The sequence below is a fragment of the Clostridium sp. AF50-3 genome (assembly GCF_003477445.1).
In the GTDB taxonomy this organism is placed as follows: Bacteria; Bacillota; Clostridia; order Lachnospirales; family Lachnospiraceae; genus Otoolea; species Otoolea fessa.
The window spans coordinates 315,589-331,553 of the sequence record NZ_QUDH01000002.1 but is presented as its reverse complement, the minus strand read 5'-3'; the positions used below and the strand labels follow the sequence as shown (position 1 = coordinate 331,553).

At 47.2% G+C, this 15,965-nt stretch carries 12 protein-coding genes and 1 pseudogene; 10 read left to right on the top strand and 3 right to left on the bottom strand.

The annotated features are described in order from the left end of the window. Positions 1 to 6 precede the first annotated feature (6 nt). The 4 genes and pseudogenes from DW085_RS04060 (at position 7) to codY (ending at position 3,161) form a co-directional block, all read left to right on the top strand. Positions 7 to 666, top strand: a complete 660-nt coding sequence (locus DW085_RS04060; protein WP_118491455.1) for a cell wall hydrolase — start codon at positions 7 to 9, stop codon at positions 664 to 666. 55 nt (positions 667 to 721) lie between these two features. Continuing rightward, positions 722 to 922 carry an excisionase gene (locus tag DW085_RS04055; RefSeq protein WP_118491454.1) on the top strand — a complete coding sequence of 67 codons (201 nt, stop codon included), beginning with the start codon at positions 722 to 724 and terminating at the stop codon, positions 920 to 922. 73 nt (positions 923 to 995) lie between these two features. Next, complete coding sequence (locus tag DW085_RS04050; RefSeq protein ID WP_118491452.1) at positions 996 to 2,132, top strand: site-specific integrase; 1,137 nt, start codon at positions 996 to 998, stop codon at positions 2,130 to 2,132. 232 nt (positions 2,133 to 2,364) lie between these two features. Beyond that, positions 2,365 to 3,161, top strand: a pseudogene (codY, locus tag DW085_RS04045) (GTP-sensing pleiotropic transcriptional regulator CodY). A 106-nt stretch (positions 3,162 to 3,267) separates the two neighbouring features. On the opposite strand, the gene purF reads toward codY, so the two are convergent. Further along, on the bottom strand, positions 3,268 to 4,692 hold the full coding sequence (gene purF, locus DW085_RS04040; protein ID WP_118491450.1) for an amidophosphoribosyltransferase: 1,425 nt from the start codon (positions 4,690 to 4,692) through the stop codon (positions 3,268 to 3,270). Positions 4,693 to 4,866: 174 nt separating this feature from the next. Beyond that, positions 4,867 to 6,966, bottom strand: coding sequence for a glutamine synthetase III (locus DW085_RS04035; RefSeq protein WP_118491448.1), 2,100 nt, complete (start codon positions 6,964 to 6,966; stop codon positions 4,867 to 4,869). A gap of 909 nt (positions 6,967 to 7,875) precedes the next feature. On the opposite strand from DW085_RS04035, the gene aspS reads away from it, so the two are divergent. The 4 genes from aspS (at position 7,876) to gatB (ending at position 12,531) form a co-directional block, all read left to right on the top strand. Continuing rightward, positions 7,876 to 9,207, top strand: coding sequence for an aspartate--tRNA(Asn) ligase (gene aspS, locus DW085_RS04030; RefSeq protein WP_118491446.1), 1,332 nt, complete (start codon positions 7,876 to 7,878; stop codon positions 9,205 to 9,207). Positions 9,208 to 9,282: 75 nt separating this feature from the next. Then, positions 9,283 to 9,576 carry an Asp-tRNA(Asn)/Glu-tRNA(Gln) amidotransferase subunit GatC gene (gene gatC, locus DW085_RS04025; protein WP_106999925.1) on the top strand — a complete coding sequence of 98 codons (294 nt, stop codon included), beginning with the start codon at positions 9,283 to 9,285 and terminating at the stop codon, positions 9,574 to 9,576. Between the two features lie 41 nt (positions 9,577 to 9,617). Beyond that, positions 9,618 to 11,093 carry an Asp-tRNA(Asn)/Glu-tRNA(Gln) amidotransferase subunit GatA gene (gene gatA, locus DW085_RS04020; protein WP_118491444.1) on the top strand — a complete coding sequence of 492 codons (1,476 nt, stop codon included), beginning with the start codon at positions 9,618 to 9,620 and terminating at the stop codon, positions 11,091 to 11,093. Position 11,094: 1 nt separating this feature from the next. Then, positions 11,095 to 12,531, top strand: a complete 1,437-nt coding sequence (gene gatB / locus DW085_RS04015) for an Asp-tRNA(Asn)/Glu-tRNA(Gln) amidotransferase subunit GatB (protein ID WP_117795458.1) — start codon at positions 11,095 to 11,097, stop codon at positions 12,529 to 12,531. A 166-nt stretch (positions 12,532 to 12,697) separates the two neighbouring features. On the opposite strand, the gene DW085_RS04010 is transcribed toward gatB, so the two are convergent. Beyond that, entirely contained in the window at positions 12,698 to 13,777 is a 1,080-nt protein-coding gene (locus DW085_RS04010; protein WP_117795456.1) for a Xaa-Pro peptidase family protein, read from the bottom strand. Between the two features lie 248 nt (positions 13,778 to 14,025). Between DW085_RS04010 and DW085_RS04005 the strand changes: the two genes are divergently transcribed. Both DW085_RS04005 and ylxM read left to right on the top strand, forming a co-directional pair. Beyond that, a complete protein-coding gene (locus DW085_RS04005) occupies positions 14,026 to 15,390 on the top strand; it encodes an MATE family efflux transporter (protein ID WP_117795454.1) in 1,365 nt (454 codons plus the stop codon). A 232-nt stretch (positions 15,391 to 15,622) separates the two neighbouring features. Beyond that, positions 15,623 to 15,964: a YlxM family DNA-binding protein gene (gene ylxM / locus DW085_RS04000; RefSeq protein WP_106999921.1), complete on the top strand. Its 342-nt coding sequence runs from the start codon at positions 15,623 to 15,625 to the stop codon at positions 15,962 to 15,964. Position 15,965: the final 1 nt, after the last annotated feature.

The following is a 15,965-nucleotide window of genomic DNA, read 5'->3' as shown; positions in this document are numbered from 1 at the left end:
GGTTTCATGAAAAAGGCTTTTATCGTCGCGGCGACGATTGCTTCACTGTTTGTCATGCCTGGCTCGGTACAGGCAGGGGAGATGAATATGAAAACCGCTGTTGAAATGGCGGCACAGGACGAATTGGAAACAAAAACAATGTATGCACATGGCGCATTTGAAATTTACGCCGAACCGGATACCACTTCCGAGGTAAAGGGCATCGCGATGGAGAACACTTCATTTGACGCGGCATTCACCGAAGATGGCTGGACAATGATCTTGGCGGAAGATGGTGTGGCTTTTATCGAGGCAGTGAATCTTTACGAGGAACCGGTGAATCATAACTATTCCGACCACGACTTATATCTTCTGGCTCATCTAATCGCCGGAGAAGCGCAACCGTGTGATGATATGGAACAAAGATATGTAGCGTCGGTGGTACTTAACCGGGTAGCGGACAGTCGCTTTCCAAACTCATTAGAAAACGTTATTTTCCAGAAAAGACAATATGCCTGTATTCCAGATGGTAATTTTTACCGGCAACCGACCGAGCGGAACTGGGCGAATGCCAGATGGATTCTTGAAAATGGCAGTATTCTTCCGGGAAATGTGGTGTGGCAGTCCGGCGGGAAACAGGGACGCGGCGTGTACCTAAAAACACCGTGGCATTATTTCTGTTACTAAAATATGGAGGACGTTCTTCTGAATGTCCTCTTTCTAAACTTGAGAAAGGCGAGCAATGACAAAAGAATCTGTACCTATTTGGGAGAAGGCGGCACTGACATTGGAGGAAGCCGCGGCTTACACCAGCATCGGAATCAATAAGTTAAGAGAGCTGACAAATAATCCTCGATGCGAATTCGTTATCTATGTGGGAAGAAAAAGGTTGATTAAAAGGAAAAATTTAGAAAAATATCTGTCAGAAAACATTGAATTGTAGACTTTTGGTGCTTCATGTGCTAACATAATAGCACATAAGGCTTTTCTCATTTAAGAAAGGAGTTTTAAATCGTATGGGAAAAGACCTAAAAGGGAAGGAGCTTGGCATCGGCATAACCCAACGAAAAGATGGGTATTACGTGGGGCGATACACAACCTTTAGCGGAAAGCGGAAGCAGAAAATTTTTAAAAAGTTTCAAGAATGCAGAAAGTGGGTTGCGAATGCAGAATATGACGACAAACACCGCAATCTCAATTTTCCAGATGAAATATTGGTTTCCGAATGGTATAATTATTGGATCGGGATGAAAAAAAGGAAGCTTAGAATTTCAACAATTAATACTTATGAAACCAATTATAAGAATTATATCAAACCTGTAATCGGCGACAAAATGTTGGCTAAGGTAACATCTATGGATTGCCAGTTAATTTTGAATAATATGTCTGATGCCGGAATGAAAACAGCCTCTATTAAAAATATAAAGATAATTTTGAAAGACCTATTGGAATACGCCGTACAAAATGATGTTCTTTCAAAAAACCCTTGTGGTAAACGTATTGAATATAAAATTGGACAAAAATCCAATCCAAGAAAAGCGTTGACCATTGATGAGCAAAAAACTTTGTGCAAGGGCATTATAGGCAACGAATTCGAATATGTATATGTTTTAGCCCTACAAACCGGATTAAGAATCGGGGAAATATCCGGGCTGCAATGGAGCGATGTCGATTTGAAAAATAAAGCCATACATATTCGCCATTCGCTGAGTTATGATAGCAAAATACAAAGTTGGAGAATTGGAGATCCTAAAAGTGAAGCTGGCTTTAGAAAAGTGCCTTTAACTGCGGAAGCGATAAGAGTGTTGTCGCTGCAAAAAGAAAAAGATAAACAAATTGAATCGGCAGAGCAAGAATGGGAAAGTTACGTATTTCTGCGTAAGAATGGTACGCCTCTGATTATGGGGAATGTTGATTCAGCTTTGCGAACTGTGTGCCGCAGGGTTGGGATACGTGAAATCTCAATGCATATCCTCAGACACACATTTGCTACGCGATGTATTGAAGGCGGAATGTTACCAAAGACGTTGCAAACGCTCTTAGGACACGCAGATATTACTACCACAATGAACCTCTATGTAGACACCACAGAAGACCAAAGTGAAAAAGAAATTTACTTGGTCGAAAGTGCTTTATCAGTAAATGGTACATAATTGGTACATGATTAACATGATAAGGCGAAAAACATCGTAAAATCAATATTTTTTTGATGTTAATTTGGCAAATGTAAAAAACTCATAAAAACTCTTGAAATAGATATTAATTATTAAAAAAAAATGAAAAATACAGAAAAACTCTTGCTATTATACGAAAATCGTGTTACAATTCTTACAGGTTAGGATCGAATTCTAATTTACGATAAAGGCAAAGGAGGTAACTGGTAAAATGAGCGTTCAATTACTGGACAAAACTAGAAAAATTAATAAGTTATTGCACAACAACCATTCTCATAAGGTTGTGTTCAATGACATTTGTGAAGTCCTCAGTGACATACTGGAATCCAATATTCTCGTAATCAGCAAGAAAGGTAAAGTACTCGGAGTTGCGATTCATGAGGGTGTGGATGAGATCGAAGAGTTGATCAAGGATCAGGTCGGCGGTTTTGTTGACCGTATGTTGAATGAACGCCTTTTAAGCGTTTTGTCAACGAAGGAAAATGTCAACCTTGCCACATTGGGATTCGCCGAGGAGAACGTGAAGAAGTATCAGGCGATCATCACGCCTATTGATATATCCGGTGAGAGACTGGGTACTCTGTTCATCTACAAATCAGATGCACAGTACGACATCGACGATATCATCCTGAGTGAGTACGGAACCACTGTTGTCGGACTTGAGATGATGCGTTCTGTCAACGAGGAGAATGCAGAGGAGACAAGAAAGATCCAGATCGTTAAATCAGCGATCAGCACCCTGTCCTTCTCCGAACTGGAAGCAATTACCCACATCTTCGATGAGCTGGAAGGCAACGAGGGCATTCTGGTAGCCAGCAAGATTGCAGACAGAGTCGGCATTACCCGTTCCGTTATCGTCAATGCACTCCGCAAGTTTGAGAGTGCAGGCGTTATAGAGTCCCGTTCGTCCGGTATGAAGGAACCTACATTAAGGTTCTGAACGATGTTGTATTTGACGAGTTGAAAGCGTTAAAAGCGCAGAACAACCGTCCGTCATCCAATGTATAAAAACATATAAGACATTTTAAACAAAAACAAAAGTTTTGACAAAACGTGAAAAAGTGTGAGGGATAAAAAAGGACTCGGTGAGAGCCCTTTTTTATTTGCACAATATTTATTCTAATGCATCCTTAATCTCCCCATCCGGCACATCCATCGGATAGTTTCCGGTAAAGCATGCCGTACAGAGCGGCAGTCCGCCTGCCATCTCCTCGAGATCTTCAACCGGCATATATCCAAGCGAATCCGCACCGATCTCCCGGCAGATTTCTTCGACGGAATGGCTGCTGGCGATGAGCTGTTTATTGGATGGGACATCGGTACCGAAATAGCAGGGGAAGAGGAATGGCGGAGAGCTGACGCGCACATGGACTTCCTTCGCCCCGGCTTTTTTGAGCATGCGGATCAGGTTTTTCATCGTCGTACCGCGCACGATAGAGTCATCGACGAGGACAATGCGTTTTCCCCTGACAGCCGGTTCCAGAATATTAAGCTTGATACGGACGCTATTTTCGCGTTCTTCCTGGGTCGGTTTGATGAAGGTTCTGCCGACATAGCTATTTTTATGGAAAATAATCTCATATGGAATGCCGGATGCCTTCGCATATCCCATCGCGGCGGTCAGGCCGGAATCCGGTACACCGGCGACGAGGTCGGCATCGGCAGGGAAGGAATGTGCGAGAGCCGCGCCGCCGCGCAGCCTAGCCTCATAGACGCTCACATCATCGATGTGGCTGTCGAGGCGGGCAAAATAGATGTATTCGAAAACGCAGTGCGCCCGTTTTTCCTGCTGCAGGCTTTTATCAGAAAAAACGCCGTCGCGGGTGATGGTCACGATCTCACCCGGTTCGATATCACGGATAAATTCGCCGCCGACCGAGGTGATGGCACAGCTTTCCGATGCCATGATCCAGACATTTCCCTTTTTGCCGAGGCAGAGAGGACGCAGACCAAATGGGTCACGAACACCGATCAGCTTGCGCGGGCTGGAGATAATCAGGGCATAAGCGCCACGTGTTTTTGCCGCGGTCCGTTTGATTGCCTCTTCGGCGGTCGGGGCAGCCAGACGTTCTCTGGCGATGTGGAACGCGATTACCTCTGAATCCATCGTCGTCTGGAAGATTGCGCCGGTTTCTTCAAGCTGGCGGCGCATCTCAAACGCATTTACCAGGTTTCCGTTGTGCGCCAGACAGAGTGTTCCCTTAAAATATTTAAGTACCAGTGGCTGTGTGTTTTCGATGGTAGAAGAACCAGTTGTGGAGTAGCGGACATGACCAACTCCCAGATTGCCGCCGAGGCGTTTTAACGTCTCCTCATGAAATACCTCATTGACAAGTCCCAGCCCTTTGTAGCAGTTGACAACGCCCTTTGGACCGTTCGTGTCACAGACTGCGATGCCGCATGACTCCTGACCGCGGTGCTGGAGTGCGCTGAGTCCGTAGTACATATCTCTGGCAACATCGCCGCCCTCCAGGTCAAACATTCCAAATACGCCGCATTCCTCACGAAGCCCGGTTTCGTATGTGAGTGACTCCCTCATGATATAAACCTCCTTTGTATTCAAGATACCTGAATGATAAGAAAATAACAGGGATAAGAACCCAAAATTGACTGCAAAATATCAGTATAAAAGACAATATACCAATATTTTGCAGCCAAATCATAACACATTTTTCTCGATTTTTCAATCAAGTCATAATATTGACATGTCAGATTATACGGAGAACAGCAGTTCATCGTAAGTCGGATACGGCAGGAAGGAATCTGGAATCAGGGCTTCTGCGGTATCAACGCTGCTTCTCAAGTCATCCATCTTGGCAAGAATCGTATAGTGGAAATATGCAACCTTCTCGATATTATCTTCCATGGATTCTGCCGCTTTTTCAGCCTCTGCCAGTGCTTCGGTTTTCTCGGAAATCTCGGTGTAGAGACCGGACAGCTTCTCAAGCAGTTTGCTCTCGGCGCTGATCGGTGCGTCCGGCAGGATTGCCTTTGTCTTTGCGGCGGTTTCAGCCAGCTCCTTGCAGTAGGAGAGGACGGACGGCAGGAAGGTCTTCTTCATCATCGAAAGCATCGTCTTTGCCTCGATGTTGATGGTCTTGATGTAGTTCTCTTCCTTGATTTCGTAGCGGGAGAAGAGTTCCTCCTTGGTATAGATGCCGTGTTTCAGGAACAGTTCTACGTTTTTCTCAGCAATCAGGCGCGGAAATGCCTCTGCACAGCTCGGCAGGTCGAAGAGTCCGCGTTTGTGAGCTTCCTCTACCCATTCGCTGGTGTAACCGTTGCCGTTGAATACGATGCGGCGGTGATCACGCAGCACTTCCTTTAAGAGCAGATGGATTTCTGCCTCCAGAGCCTTGCCTGAAAGACCTTCCAGACGGTCTGCAAATTCGCCTAAAACTTCAGCTACGGCTGTATTGATGACAATGTTCGGTTCCGATACAGAGAGAGCGGAACCTGGCATACGGAACTCGAATTTATTGCCGGTAAAGGCAAACGGAGAAGTGCGGTTGCGGTCGGTCGTATCTTTGATAAAGTGCGGCAGAACCTTTGCGCCCGGCTTCATGGTCTGGATTTCTTTTGCCTCAGACTCCAGATCTTTTTCCACAATATTGAGAACTGCTTCCAGATCATCGCCGATAAACATAGACACGATAGCTGGCGGCGCCTCGTTGCCGCCCAGACGGTGGTCATTTCCGGCAGTTGCAACTGATACGCGGAGCAGATCGCCGTAGACATCGACTGCCTTGATCGTTGCGAACAGGAAGAGAAGAAACTGTAAGTTCTTTGCCGGATCACGGTCCGGATCAAGTAGGTTTTCGCCGGTGTTGGTCGATAAAGACCAGTTGTTGTGTTTGCCGCTTCCGTTGATGCCCTCAAATGGTTTCTCATGGAGCAGGCATACAAGACCATGTTTTTCTGCCACACGTTTCATGATTTCCATAGTGAGCTGGTTATTGTCAACTGCCACATTGGTAGTTGTGTAGATGGTGGCAAGTTCATGCTGCGCCGGAGCTACCTCGTTGTGTTTGGTTTTTGCCGGAATACCGAGTTTCCAAAGCTCTTCATCCAGTTCTTTCATGAAAGCGGAAACTCTCGGACGGAGAGCGCCGAAATAGTGGTCATCCATTTCCTGCCCCTTCGGAGCCGGTGCGCCAAACAGAGTTCTTCCGCAAAATTTCAAATCGCTTCTCTTATTAAACAGTTCTTTATCAACCAGGAAATACTCCTGTTCCGGACCAACGGTGGAGACAACGCGGGTCACATCTTCGTTTCCGAAGAGTTTCAGGACACGCAGCGCCTCGCGGTTGATGGTTTCCATCGAACGCAGAAGAGGGGTTTTGGTATCAAGTGCCTCGCCGCTGTAGGAACAGAATGCGGTCGGGATGCAGAGTGTATCGTCTTTAATAAATGCTGGGGAGGTTGGATCCCAGGCTGTATAACCTCTTGCCTCAAAGGTGGCACGAAGTCCGCCGGATGGGAAACTGGATGCATCCGGTTCGCCCTTTACCAGCTCTTTGCCGGAGAAATCCATGATAACTTCGCCATTGCCAACCGGGTTGATGAAACTGTCGTGCTTCTCAGCAGTGATGCCGGTCATCGGCTGGAACCAGTGTGTGAAGTGAGTTGCACCATTTTCAACGGCCCATTCCTTCATTGCAACTGCGACTGCATTTGCAATGTCGAGATCCAGATGGCTGCCATTTTCAATCGTTTTGCGGAGTGCCTTATAAACATCGCGCGGCAATTTGCTTTTCATGACTTTGTCGTTGAATACAAGACTTCCATACAGTTCAGGGATGTTTTTTTTCATAACTCATGTCTCCTTTCAGGTTTTATGTCTGCGATTTTGTGATGATTAAATCTACGTAAGATGAATGTGCTCTGACACATTTTACATAAAGAAAAGGGCACCTCGATCATCTCGAAGCGCCCTTGCTTTTATGTGTAGTAGTATACACGAAAAATTCTGAATGTCAATACAATTTGCACACGAATTTTGAAAAAATGTTTCAAGGGAGGATATTGTACAAGATTTCTTCTATTTAAGTCGAACATCTGTGAGACTTGGCGCGTGATACTGGTCAGCGAAGCTGACATATTCCATACAGAATTACTGCGTGAAAAAAAATTAAAAAACCTCTTTACAAACTCAGAAAAATAGTTTATAGTTTGAACATAAAAAATTGAATCCAACGGGGTGGGCAAGGATGCCATGATAATCATGGTATTCGTGCCCACTTTTTTAAAAGGCAAAGATGGAGACTCTGTTTCGAAGAATCCGACAGAAAGACGCGGTCACCGGCTGAGAGCCGTGTCAGGAGGGAGCGGGACAATAGGGAACACTCCGGAGCCGGATGACTGAGAGCGACACTGGACACCCCGCCAGCCGCCGCAGGTAGGTCATCACGTGACTGCGCGTTAAGCAGCGAAAGAGTAAAAAGAAAAACAATCGTTTCTTTTTAAATGCGGGTGGTACCGCGGGAATATCCCGTCCCGGAATGATGTGAGTGAACGTCATTCCGGGACTTTTGTGTAATAGGAAATTCCTTGGAATCCCCTATTACACAAAAAGGCACTAACGTGCCAATGATGCGCACTCGCGCGAAGATGTAGTTTGTCGCAAGCGACCGCGCTCGGCGCGAGAATGTGCCAAGGCACATTCTTTTTCATTATTCCCGTCCCGGACATATCAAAAAGCAGAGAAAGAGAGGAAACAGCGATGGAATTTATGACAGGTAAAAAGGAAAAAGAAGTGCTGGATCTGGCAGCCGTGTTTGCAGACGGTATGGAAGGACGGGAAGTAAAGGTAAACGGCGCGATCATGAGTGTCCGCAACATGGGCGATATCGCATTTGTGATTCTCCGGAAACGTGACGGCGTGCTGCAGACTGTCTATGAAAAAGGTGTGACCGACGCAGATTTTACTGAATTAAGAGAAGAAACATTCGTAGAAGTTTCCGGTGTCCTCCGAAAAGAAGAGCGGGCGCCGAGAGGCATGGAACTTCGTTTAAAGAGTGTTCGGATCCTCTCGAAACCGGAAGAACCGATGCCGATTGCCGTATCAAAATGGAAAATGAGCGTATCCCTGGAAGCCAAACTGGATATGCGTTCTCTGACACTCCGCAACCTGCGGGAGCGCGCACGTTTCAGAATCCAGGAAGGAATCGCACGGGCATTCCGGGAGTACCTGTATGGAGAAGGATTTACGGAAATTCATTCCCCGAAGATCGGAGCAAAAGGAGCCGAGGGCGGAGCAAACGTCTTTAAACTCGATTATTTTCACCGCCCGGCGGTGTTAGCGCAGAGTCCGCAGTTTTACAAACAGATGATGGTCGGCGTGTTTGACCGTGTGATGGAGGTTGGTCCGGTGTTCCGTGCGGAGAAGCATAACACGAAACGCCATTTAAACGAATATACCGGACTGGATTTTGAGATGGGATATATCGATGATTTTACCGATATCATGGCGATGGAAACCGGATTTCTTCATCATATGGTGGAAATTTTAAAGAAGGAATATTCCACGGAGCTGGAAATCCTTAAAGTCAAACTTCCGGAAGTAGAGAAGATTCCGGCAGTGACCTTTACCGAGGCGAAACGCCTTGCCTCCGAAAAATATGGAACCCAGATCAAAAACCCATACGATCTGGAGCCGGAGGAAGAACACCTGATTGGACGCTATTTTAAAGAAGAGTACGGCGCCGATTTCGTGTTTGTCACCCATTATCCATCCAAGAAGCGTCCATTCTATGCGATGGATGACCCGACAGATCCGAAAGTAACACTCAGCTTTGACCTTTTATTCCGTGGACTGGAAGTCACAACCGGCGGACAGCGTATCCACAGCTACACCGAGTTGATGGAGAAGATTGAAAAACGCGGTATGGATACCGAGGGAATGGAACAGTATTTAAGCACCTTCAAACACGGTATGCCGCCTCACGGCGGACTCGGTATCGGTCTGGAACGTATGACGATGCAGCTGCTTGAAGAGGAGAATGTCCGTGAGGTTTCGCTCTTCCCGAGAGATATGAGCCGTCTGGTACCGTAACGTGACAGGACGCAATTTCCTATGAAACAAAGAGCTTGTCCATAACACATATTATAATAGGAAGGAACAGAACTTATGGCAGTGAAAATAGACGATGAAATGATTGATTATGTTGGTATTTTAGCAAAGCTTTCCCTTTCCCCGGAGGAAAAGGAGGCAGCGAAAAGCGACATGAGCCGGATGCTTGAGTATATCGATATGCTGAATCAGCTTGATACTTCGGAGGTAGAACCGATGTCGCATGTCTTTGACATTCACAATGTGTTCCGCGAAGATGTCGTGGAAAATGGAGATGAATCAGATGCGATGCTTTCGAATGCACCGGAGCAGAAAGAAAAACAGTACAAGGTGCCTAGGACAGTGGAGTAAAAAGAATTAGAGATATAAGCAGCGATATGGAGGAAATCAGGATGGGAATTTCAGAATTAACAGCGCTGGAGCTGGGAAAAGAAATTAAAGAAAAACGAATCTCCGTCCGGGAGGCGGTACAGGCATCTCTGGAACGGATTCATAAATATGAAGATACAGTTCATGCTTATGTAACGCTGACCGAGGAGGCAGCACTGGCACAGGCGGATGAGATCCAGAAACAGATTGACGATGGCACCCTGACCGGACCGCTGGCGGGCGTTCCAATGGCGATCAAGGATAATATTTGTACAGAGGGAATTGAGACAACGTGCAGTTCCAAAATTTTAAGGGGATTTGTACCTCCGTACTCAGCGGAGGCAGCGCTGAACCTCAAAAAAGCCGGTGCGATCCTGCTTGGCAAGACAAATATGGATGAATTTGCGATGGGAAGTACGACCGAGACATCCTGGTTTGGACCGACGAAAAACCCCTGGAATACAGAGCATGTACCGGGCGGATCTTCCGGTGGCTCGTGTGCGGCTGTCGCAGCGGGAGAGACCTTTTTTGCTCTTGGTTCAGATACGGGCGGTTCCATCCGCCAGCCAAGTTCCTTCTGCGGCGTGACCGGCATCAAACCGACCTATGGAACGGTTTCCCGGTATGGTCTGATCGCCTATGGTTCCTCGCTGGATCAGATTGGACCGATTGCGAAAGATACCGCAGACTGCGCGGCAATTCTGGAGACGATCGCTTCCTATGATAAAAAGGACAGCACCTCTGTCAAGCGGGAGGCGTACAATTTTACCGCTGCCCTGACCGGAGAGGTAAAAGGGATGAAGATCGGAATCCCGTCCGATTATCTGGGCGAAGGACTCGATGAAGATGTAAAAAAAGCTGTTCTGGCGGCAGCTGAGGCGTTAAAAGAACGCGGGGCAGAAGTGGAGTTTTTTGATTTAGGCATGGTTGAGTATGCGATCCCAGCATATTACGTCATTGCATCGGCGGAGGCAAGCTCCAACCTGTCCCGGTTTGACGGTGTGAAGTACGGTTACCGCACACCGGAATATGAAGATTTACATGAAATGTATAAAAAGAGCCGTTCCGAGGGCTTTGGACCAGAGGTAAAACGCCGTATCATGCTCGGTTCGTTCGTTTTGAGTTCCGGCTACTACGATGCATATTATCTGAAAGCACTCCGCACAAAAGCATTGATTAAACAGGCATTTGACAAGGCGTTTGAGAAATACGATGTCATTCTGGGACCGGCAGCGCCGTCCACGGCACCGCTGCTGGGCGACAGCCTTTCCGATCCGATGAAGATGTATCTGGGCGATATTTATACTGTTTCGGTCAACCTGGCAGGTCTTCCGGGCATTTCAGTTCCGTGCGGGCTGGATTCGAAGGGACTTCCGATCGGGCTTCAGATGATTGCAGACTGCTTTCAGGAAAAGAAGCTGTTTGGCGCGGCATCTGCATACGAAAAGGCGAGAGGTGCATGGAAGCTTCCGGTTATGACAGACAAGGAGGGCAGATAAGATGAAGAAAGAATATGAGACAGTCATCGGCTTGGAGGTACACGTAGAGCTGGCGACGAAAACCAAGATTTTCTGCGGCTGCTCCACCGAATTTGGAGCAAAACCAAATACTCATACCTGCCCGGTTTGTACCGGTATGCCGGGTTCTCTGCCGGTTTTAAATAAGAAGGTCGTTGAATACGCGATGTCTGTCGGTCTGGCGGCAAACTGTGGTATCAACCAGTTCTGTAAATTTGACCGGAAAAACTATTTTTACCCGGACAACCCGCAAAACTATCAGATTTCCCAGCTGTATCTCCCGATCTGCCACGACGGTTATATCCCGATCGATACGCCTGCCGGTGAAAAGAAAATTCGTATTCATGAAATTCACATGGAGGAAGATGCCGGAAAGCTGATCCACGACGAGTGGGAAGACTGCTCGCTGGTTGATTACAACCGAAGCGGCGTGCCGTTGATCGAGATCGTTTCTGAGCCGGATATGCGGAGTGCTGATGAGGTTATTGCCTACCTCGAACGCCTGCGCCTGCTGGTACAGTATCTGGGCGCATCAGATTGTAAGTTACAGGAAGGTTCGATGCGTGCCGATGTCAACTTATCGGTCCGTGAGGTGGGAAGTGAGACATTTGGTACGAGAACCGAGATGAAGAACTTGAACTCTTTCAAGGCGATTGCCCGTGCGATCGACGGTGAGCGCGCCCGCCAGATTGAGCTGCTGGAAGAGGGCAGGAAGGTCATCCAGGAGACGAGACGCTGGGATGACAACAAGGAATACTCCTATGCGATGCGTTCTAAAGAGGATGCGAAAGATTACCGTTATTTCCCGGATCCGGATCTTCCGCCGGTCTGCATCAGCGATGAATGGCTGGAATCCGTCCGCGCCGCCCTGCCGGAATTGCAGCCGGAAAAAATGGCACGTTACCAGAGTGAATATGGTCTGTCTGAATATGACAGCCGCATTCTGACTGAGTCTAAGAAGATGGCGGATATGTTTGAAAAGACCACTACCATCTGCCAGAAACCGAAGAAAGCGGCAAACTGGCTGATCGGCGAGGCAAGCCGCCTGCTCAAGGAAAAAGGACAGGACGCTGAAAGCCTGTGGTTCTCCCCGATGCATCTGGCACAGCTCATCGATCTGGTCGATGCCGGAACGATCAATAACAACACGGCAAAAGAAGTATTTACAGCTGTTTTCGAGCAAGATGTCGATCCGTCCGCCTATGTCGATGCACACGGACTTGGCATGGTCAATGACGACAGTGCCCTGGAACAGGCAGTTTCCGATGTACTCGCCGCAAACCCGAAGACGGTGGAAGAGTATAAGAGTGGAAAGACAAAGGTACTTGGATTTCTGGTTGGTCAGGTGATGAAAGCGATGAAGGGCAAGGCAAATCCGGGTAAAGTGAATGAAATGATGACGGAGAAGCTGAACGCGTAAAAACGCCTTTTTATAAATGAAAATTATAATTAGCTTTTAAAGAAAAGTAAAAAGAAACTGTCTACAGATACTGGATTTCTGGATGATTCGTGAGTTGTAAGCGGAATTACCAGAAATACCATCTGTAACAGTTTCTTTTTTATATGTTATAAATTATGCGATGTGATTACTCTACAATATCCAGCTCCTTGCTGAAGGAGTTCAGAATCTCGCATCCGTCCTCAGTAATCAGCACCAGATCCTCGATTCTCACACCAACTTCGCCTTCTACATAAATACCTGGTTCGATGGAGAAGATATTGCCAACCTCAGCGACCTTGGTGTTCGCAGAAGAAACATCGCCGTACTCATGTACTTCCAGACCGATGAAATGTCCCAGCCGATGGGTAAAGTTCGGACCATATCCGGCATCCTCGATGATCTGGCGGGCAGCTTTATCGACTTCGCAGAGCGGAACGCCCGGTTTCAGAATTGCTTCTGCGGCAGCATTTGCGCGGCGGACGGTCTCATAAATAGCGCGGTGCTTCTCAGACGGTACTTTTTTATAGAAGAAAGTACGTGTCATATCGGCACAATAGCCATCCTTCCTGCATCCAACATCAAACAGGACGGTGTCGCCCTCTTTCAGAACCGTGTTGTCCGGACCGTGGTGTCCAAGCGCGCAGTTTGCACCGAAGCCAACCAGTGGTTCAAAGGAATATCCGTCTGCACCGAGACTCTTATAAATATCTAACATCTTGGAAGCGATCTCTTCCTCAGTCACGCCCTCATGGATCAGACCTCGGAACTGTGCCATCGCCTTATCATTGATTGCGGAAACCGCACGCATTTTTTCACGTTCTTCGTCATCCTTGCACGCACGGACCTCATCGATGCAGATGGAGCTGACCTTGTAGGAGGAAGCGCCCGAATGATCGATGACCGGAATCAGGAAACGGGCAGCAAATGTTTTATCAATACCGAGCGGTTTGCCTGCCTCAACACAGTCGCACAGAGGAGTCAGGTAATCGTCTGTATCCGAGAAACGGAATTTTTCTACGCCCAGATCTTCCGGAACGGTAAAGAGGTTATTGATAAAGATCTTATTCTTGCCGGACTGGTTAATGTAAAGTGCCAGCAGACGTTCACCCGGATCAATAAAGCGACCCGTCAGATAATAGATCGCATATGGATCGGAAATAATCATCTGATCGAGTCCCTCTGTCTCCATTTTTTTCAAAATTTTATCAAGTCGCTGTGTGTTCATCATGATGTCCTCCTTATAAATAGAGTGGCTGTAACTGTGAAGATGCCGGACAGTTTACGCCATAAATTTATCGTAACTGTTCAGTACCTTCACAGTCACAATTTAGCTGCTTTTATTATAAGACGCGCTGAGAAAAAGTCAACGATAAAAGAACGCTTGAAAAGTGTATGGAAAGGGGGTAGAATAGTATCAACTGACCAGCCTTTGAAAAATGAAAGGACTTTTTTTGGATACGAAAGGAAAAAAACATGGCGAAATCCTATGAAATGGATATGTGCAATGGCCCGATTCTCAGAAAGGTACTTACATACTCCATTCCGTTGATGCTTTCTGGCGTGCTTCAGCTTCTTTTTAATGCGGCGGATGTGATTGTGGTGGGACGTTTTGCAGGCAGCCAGTCTCTGGCAGCAGTCGGCTCGACCAGTTCCCTTATTAATCTTCTCATTAACGTCTTTATTGGTCTGTCGATCGGCGCGAATGTCCTGGTAGCGCGCTATTATGGTGCGAAGAATGACCGCGACATGAGCGAGACAATCCATACGGCGATCACGGTCAGCCTGATGAGCGGGCTGTTTCTGGTCTTTTTGGGTTTGTTTACCTCACGTTTCTGGCTGGAACTGATGGGGACGCCGGACGATGTCATCGATAAATCGACGATCTACATGCGGATTTATTTTGCCGGTATGCCGGCAACGATGGTGTACAATTTCGGAAGTGCAATCCTGCGCGCGATCGGCGATACGAAACGCCCGCTGTATTTCCTGACCGTGGCAGGTGTTATCAATGCGGCACTGAACGTATTCTTTGTTACCCAGCTCCAGATGGATGTAGCAGGTGTCGCGCTGGCAACCGTGATTTCCCAGTGTATTTCCGCATTTCTGGTTATCCGCTGCCTGATGCGTTCAGATGGCGCGATGAAGCTGTCGCTTTCCAAGCTGGGAGTCAACCGGAGGAAACTTCTTCTTATTATAAAGGTAGGTCTTCCGGCTGGTATTCAGGGGGCGATTTTTGCGATCTCCAACGTACTGATTCAGTCGTCTGTCAATTCCTTCGGTTCGATCGCGATGGCAGGCAACACGGCATCGCAGAATATCGAGGGATTTGTGTATACCTCGATGAATGCGCTGTACCAGACCAATTTAAGCTTTACGAGTCAGAATATCGGAGCAGAGAAATACACGCGGATCAAAAAGATTCTTGCCACCTGCCAGGGCGTCGTTGTGACAGTAGGACTGGTGCTTGGATTTGCAGCATACCTCGGCGGTCCGTGGCTGTTGCAGATATATTCAGAAGACGCCGACGTTATTTCCTATGGACTGCTCCGGATGTCGATCATCTGTACGACGTATTTCCTGTGCGGCGTGATGGATACGATGGTCGGAAGCATCCGCGGACTTGGGTATTCGATCCTGCCGACGCTAGTCTCTCTGACCGGCGCCTGCGGACTGCGAGTGATTTGGATCTTTACCATATTTGCAGCGCAGCGATCGCTGGCGATCCTGTATCTGTCGTACCCAATCTCCTGGGCGGTCACTGCGACGGCACATATGATCTGCTTCTGGCGGGCGGCGAAGAAGATGCCGAAGGAAGATGGCCATCCGGTGCGGGGATAGAATTTGAAAGAAAACGTTACTGTTCACGCATACGTGCCCAGTAACGGAATTTGCCGTGGCTTCGCATTTAAATACGGCAAATTCCTGCTGCCACCACGTTTTCTTACGGCACTTTCGGTTCCAAAAGTGCCTACCTGTGAACAGTAACAAGAAAACACAAATCTCATTAGTGTAAAGAAAAAATACTTGACACCAATTAGATTATCGTGTATGATAACACAGGTGATGAGGAATGGAAAAAATTGTTGAACAGGGTCTTTTGTATGATTTCTACGGAGAACTCCTGACAAAGCATCAGCAAAGTGTATATAAGGATGTGGTATTTAACGATCTGTCCCTCAGTGAGATTGCAGACGAACAGGGCATTACCCGTCAGGGTGTGCATGATCTGATCCGGCGCTGTGACCGTACACTTCTTGGTTATGAGGAAAAGCTTGGACTGATTGCCAAATTCCAGAAAACCAAGGAAAAAGTAACTGAGATTCATCGGTTGACGGAAGAATTCAGCCAGACACAGAATCAGGCGCTGATTGAGGCAATCGGGCGAATCTCAAACGAGATATTGGATTTATAAT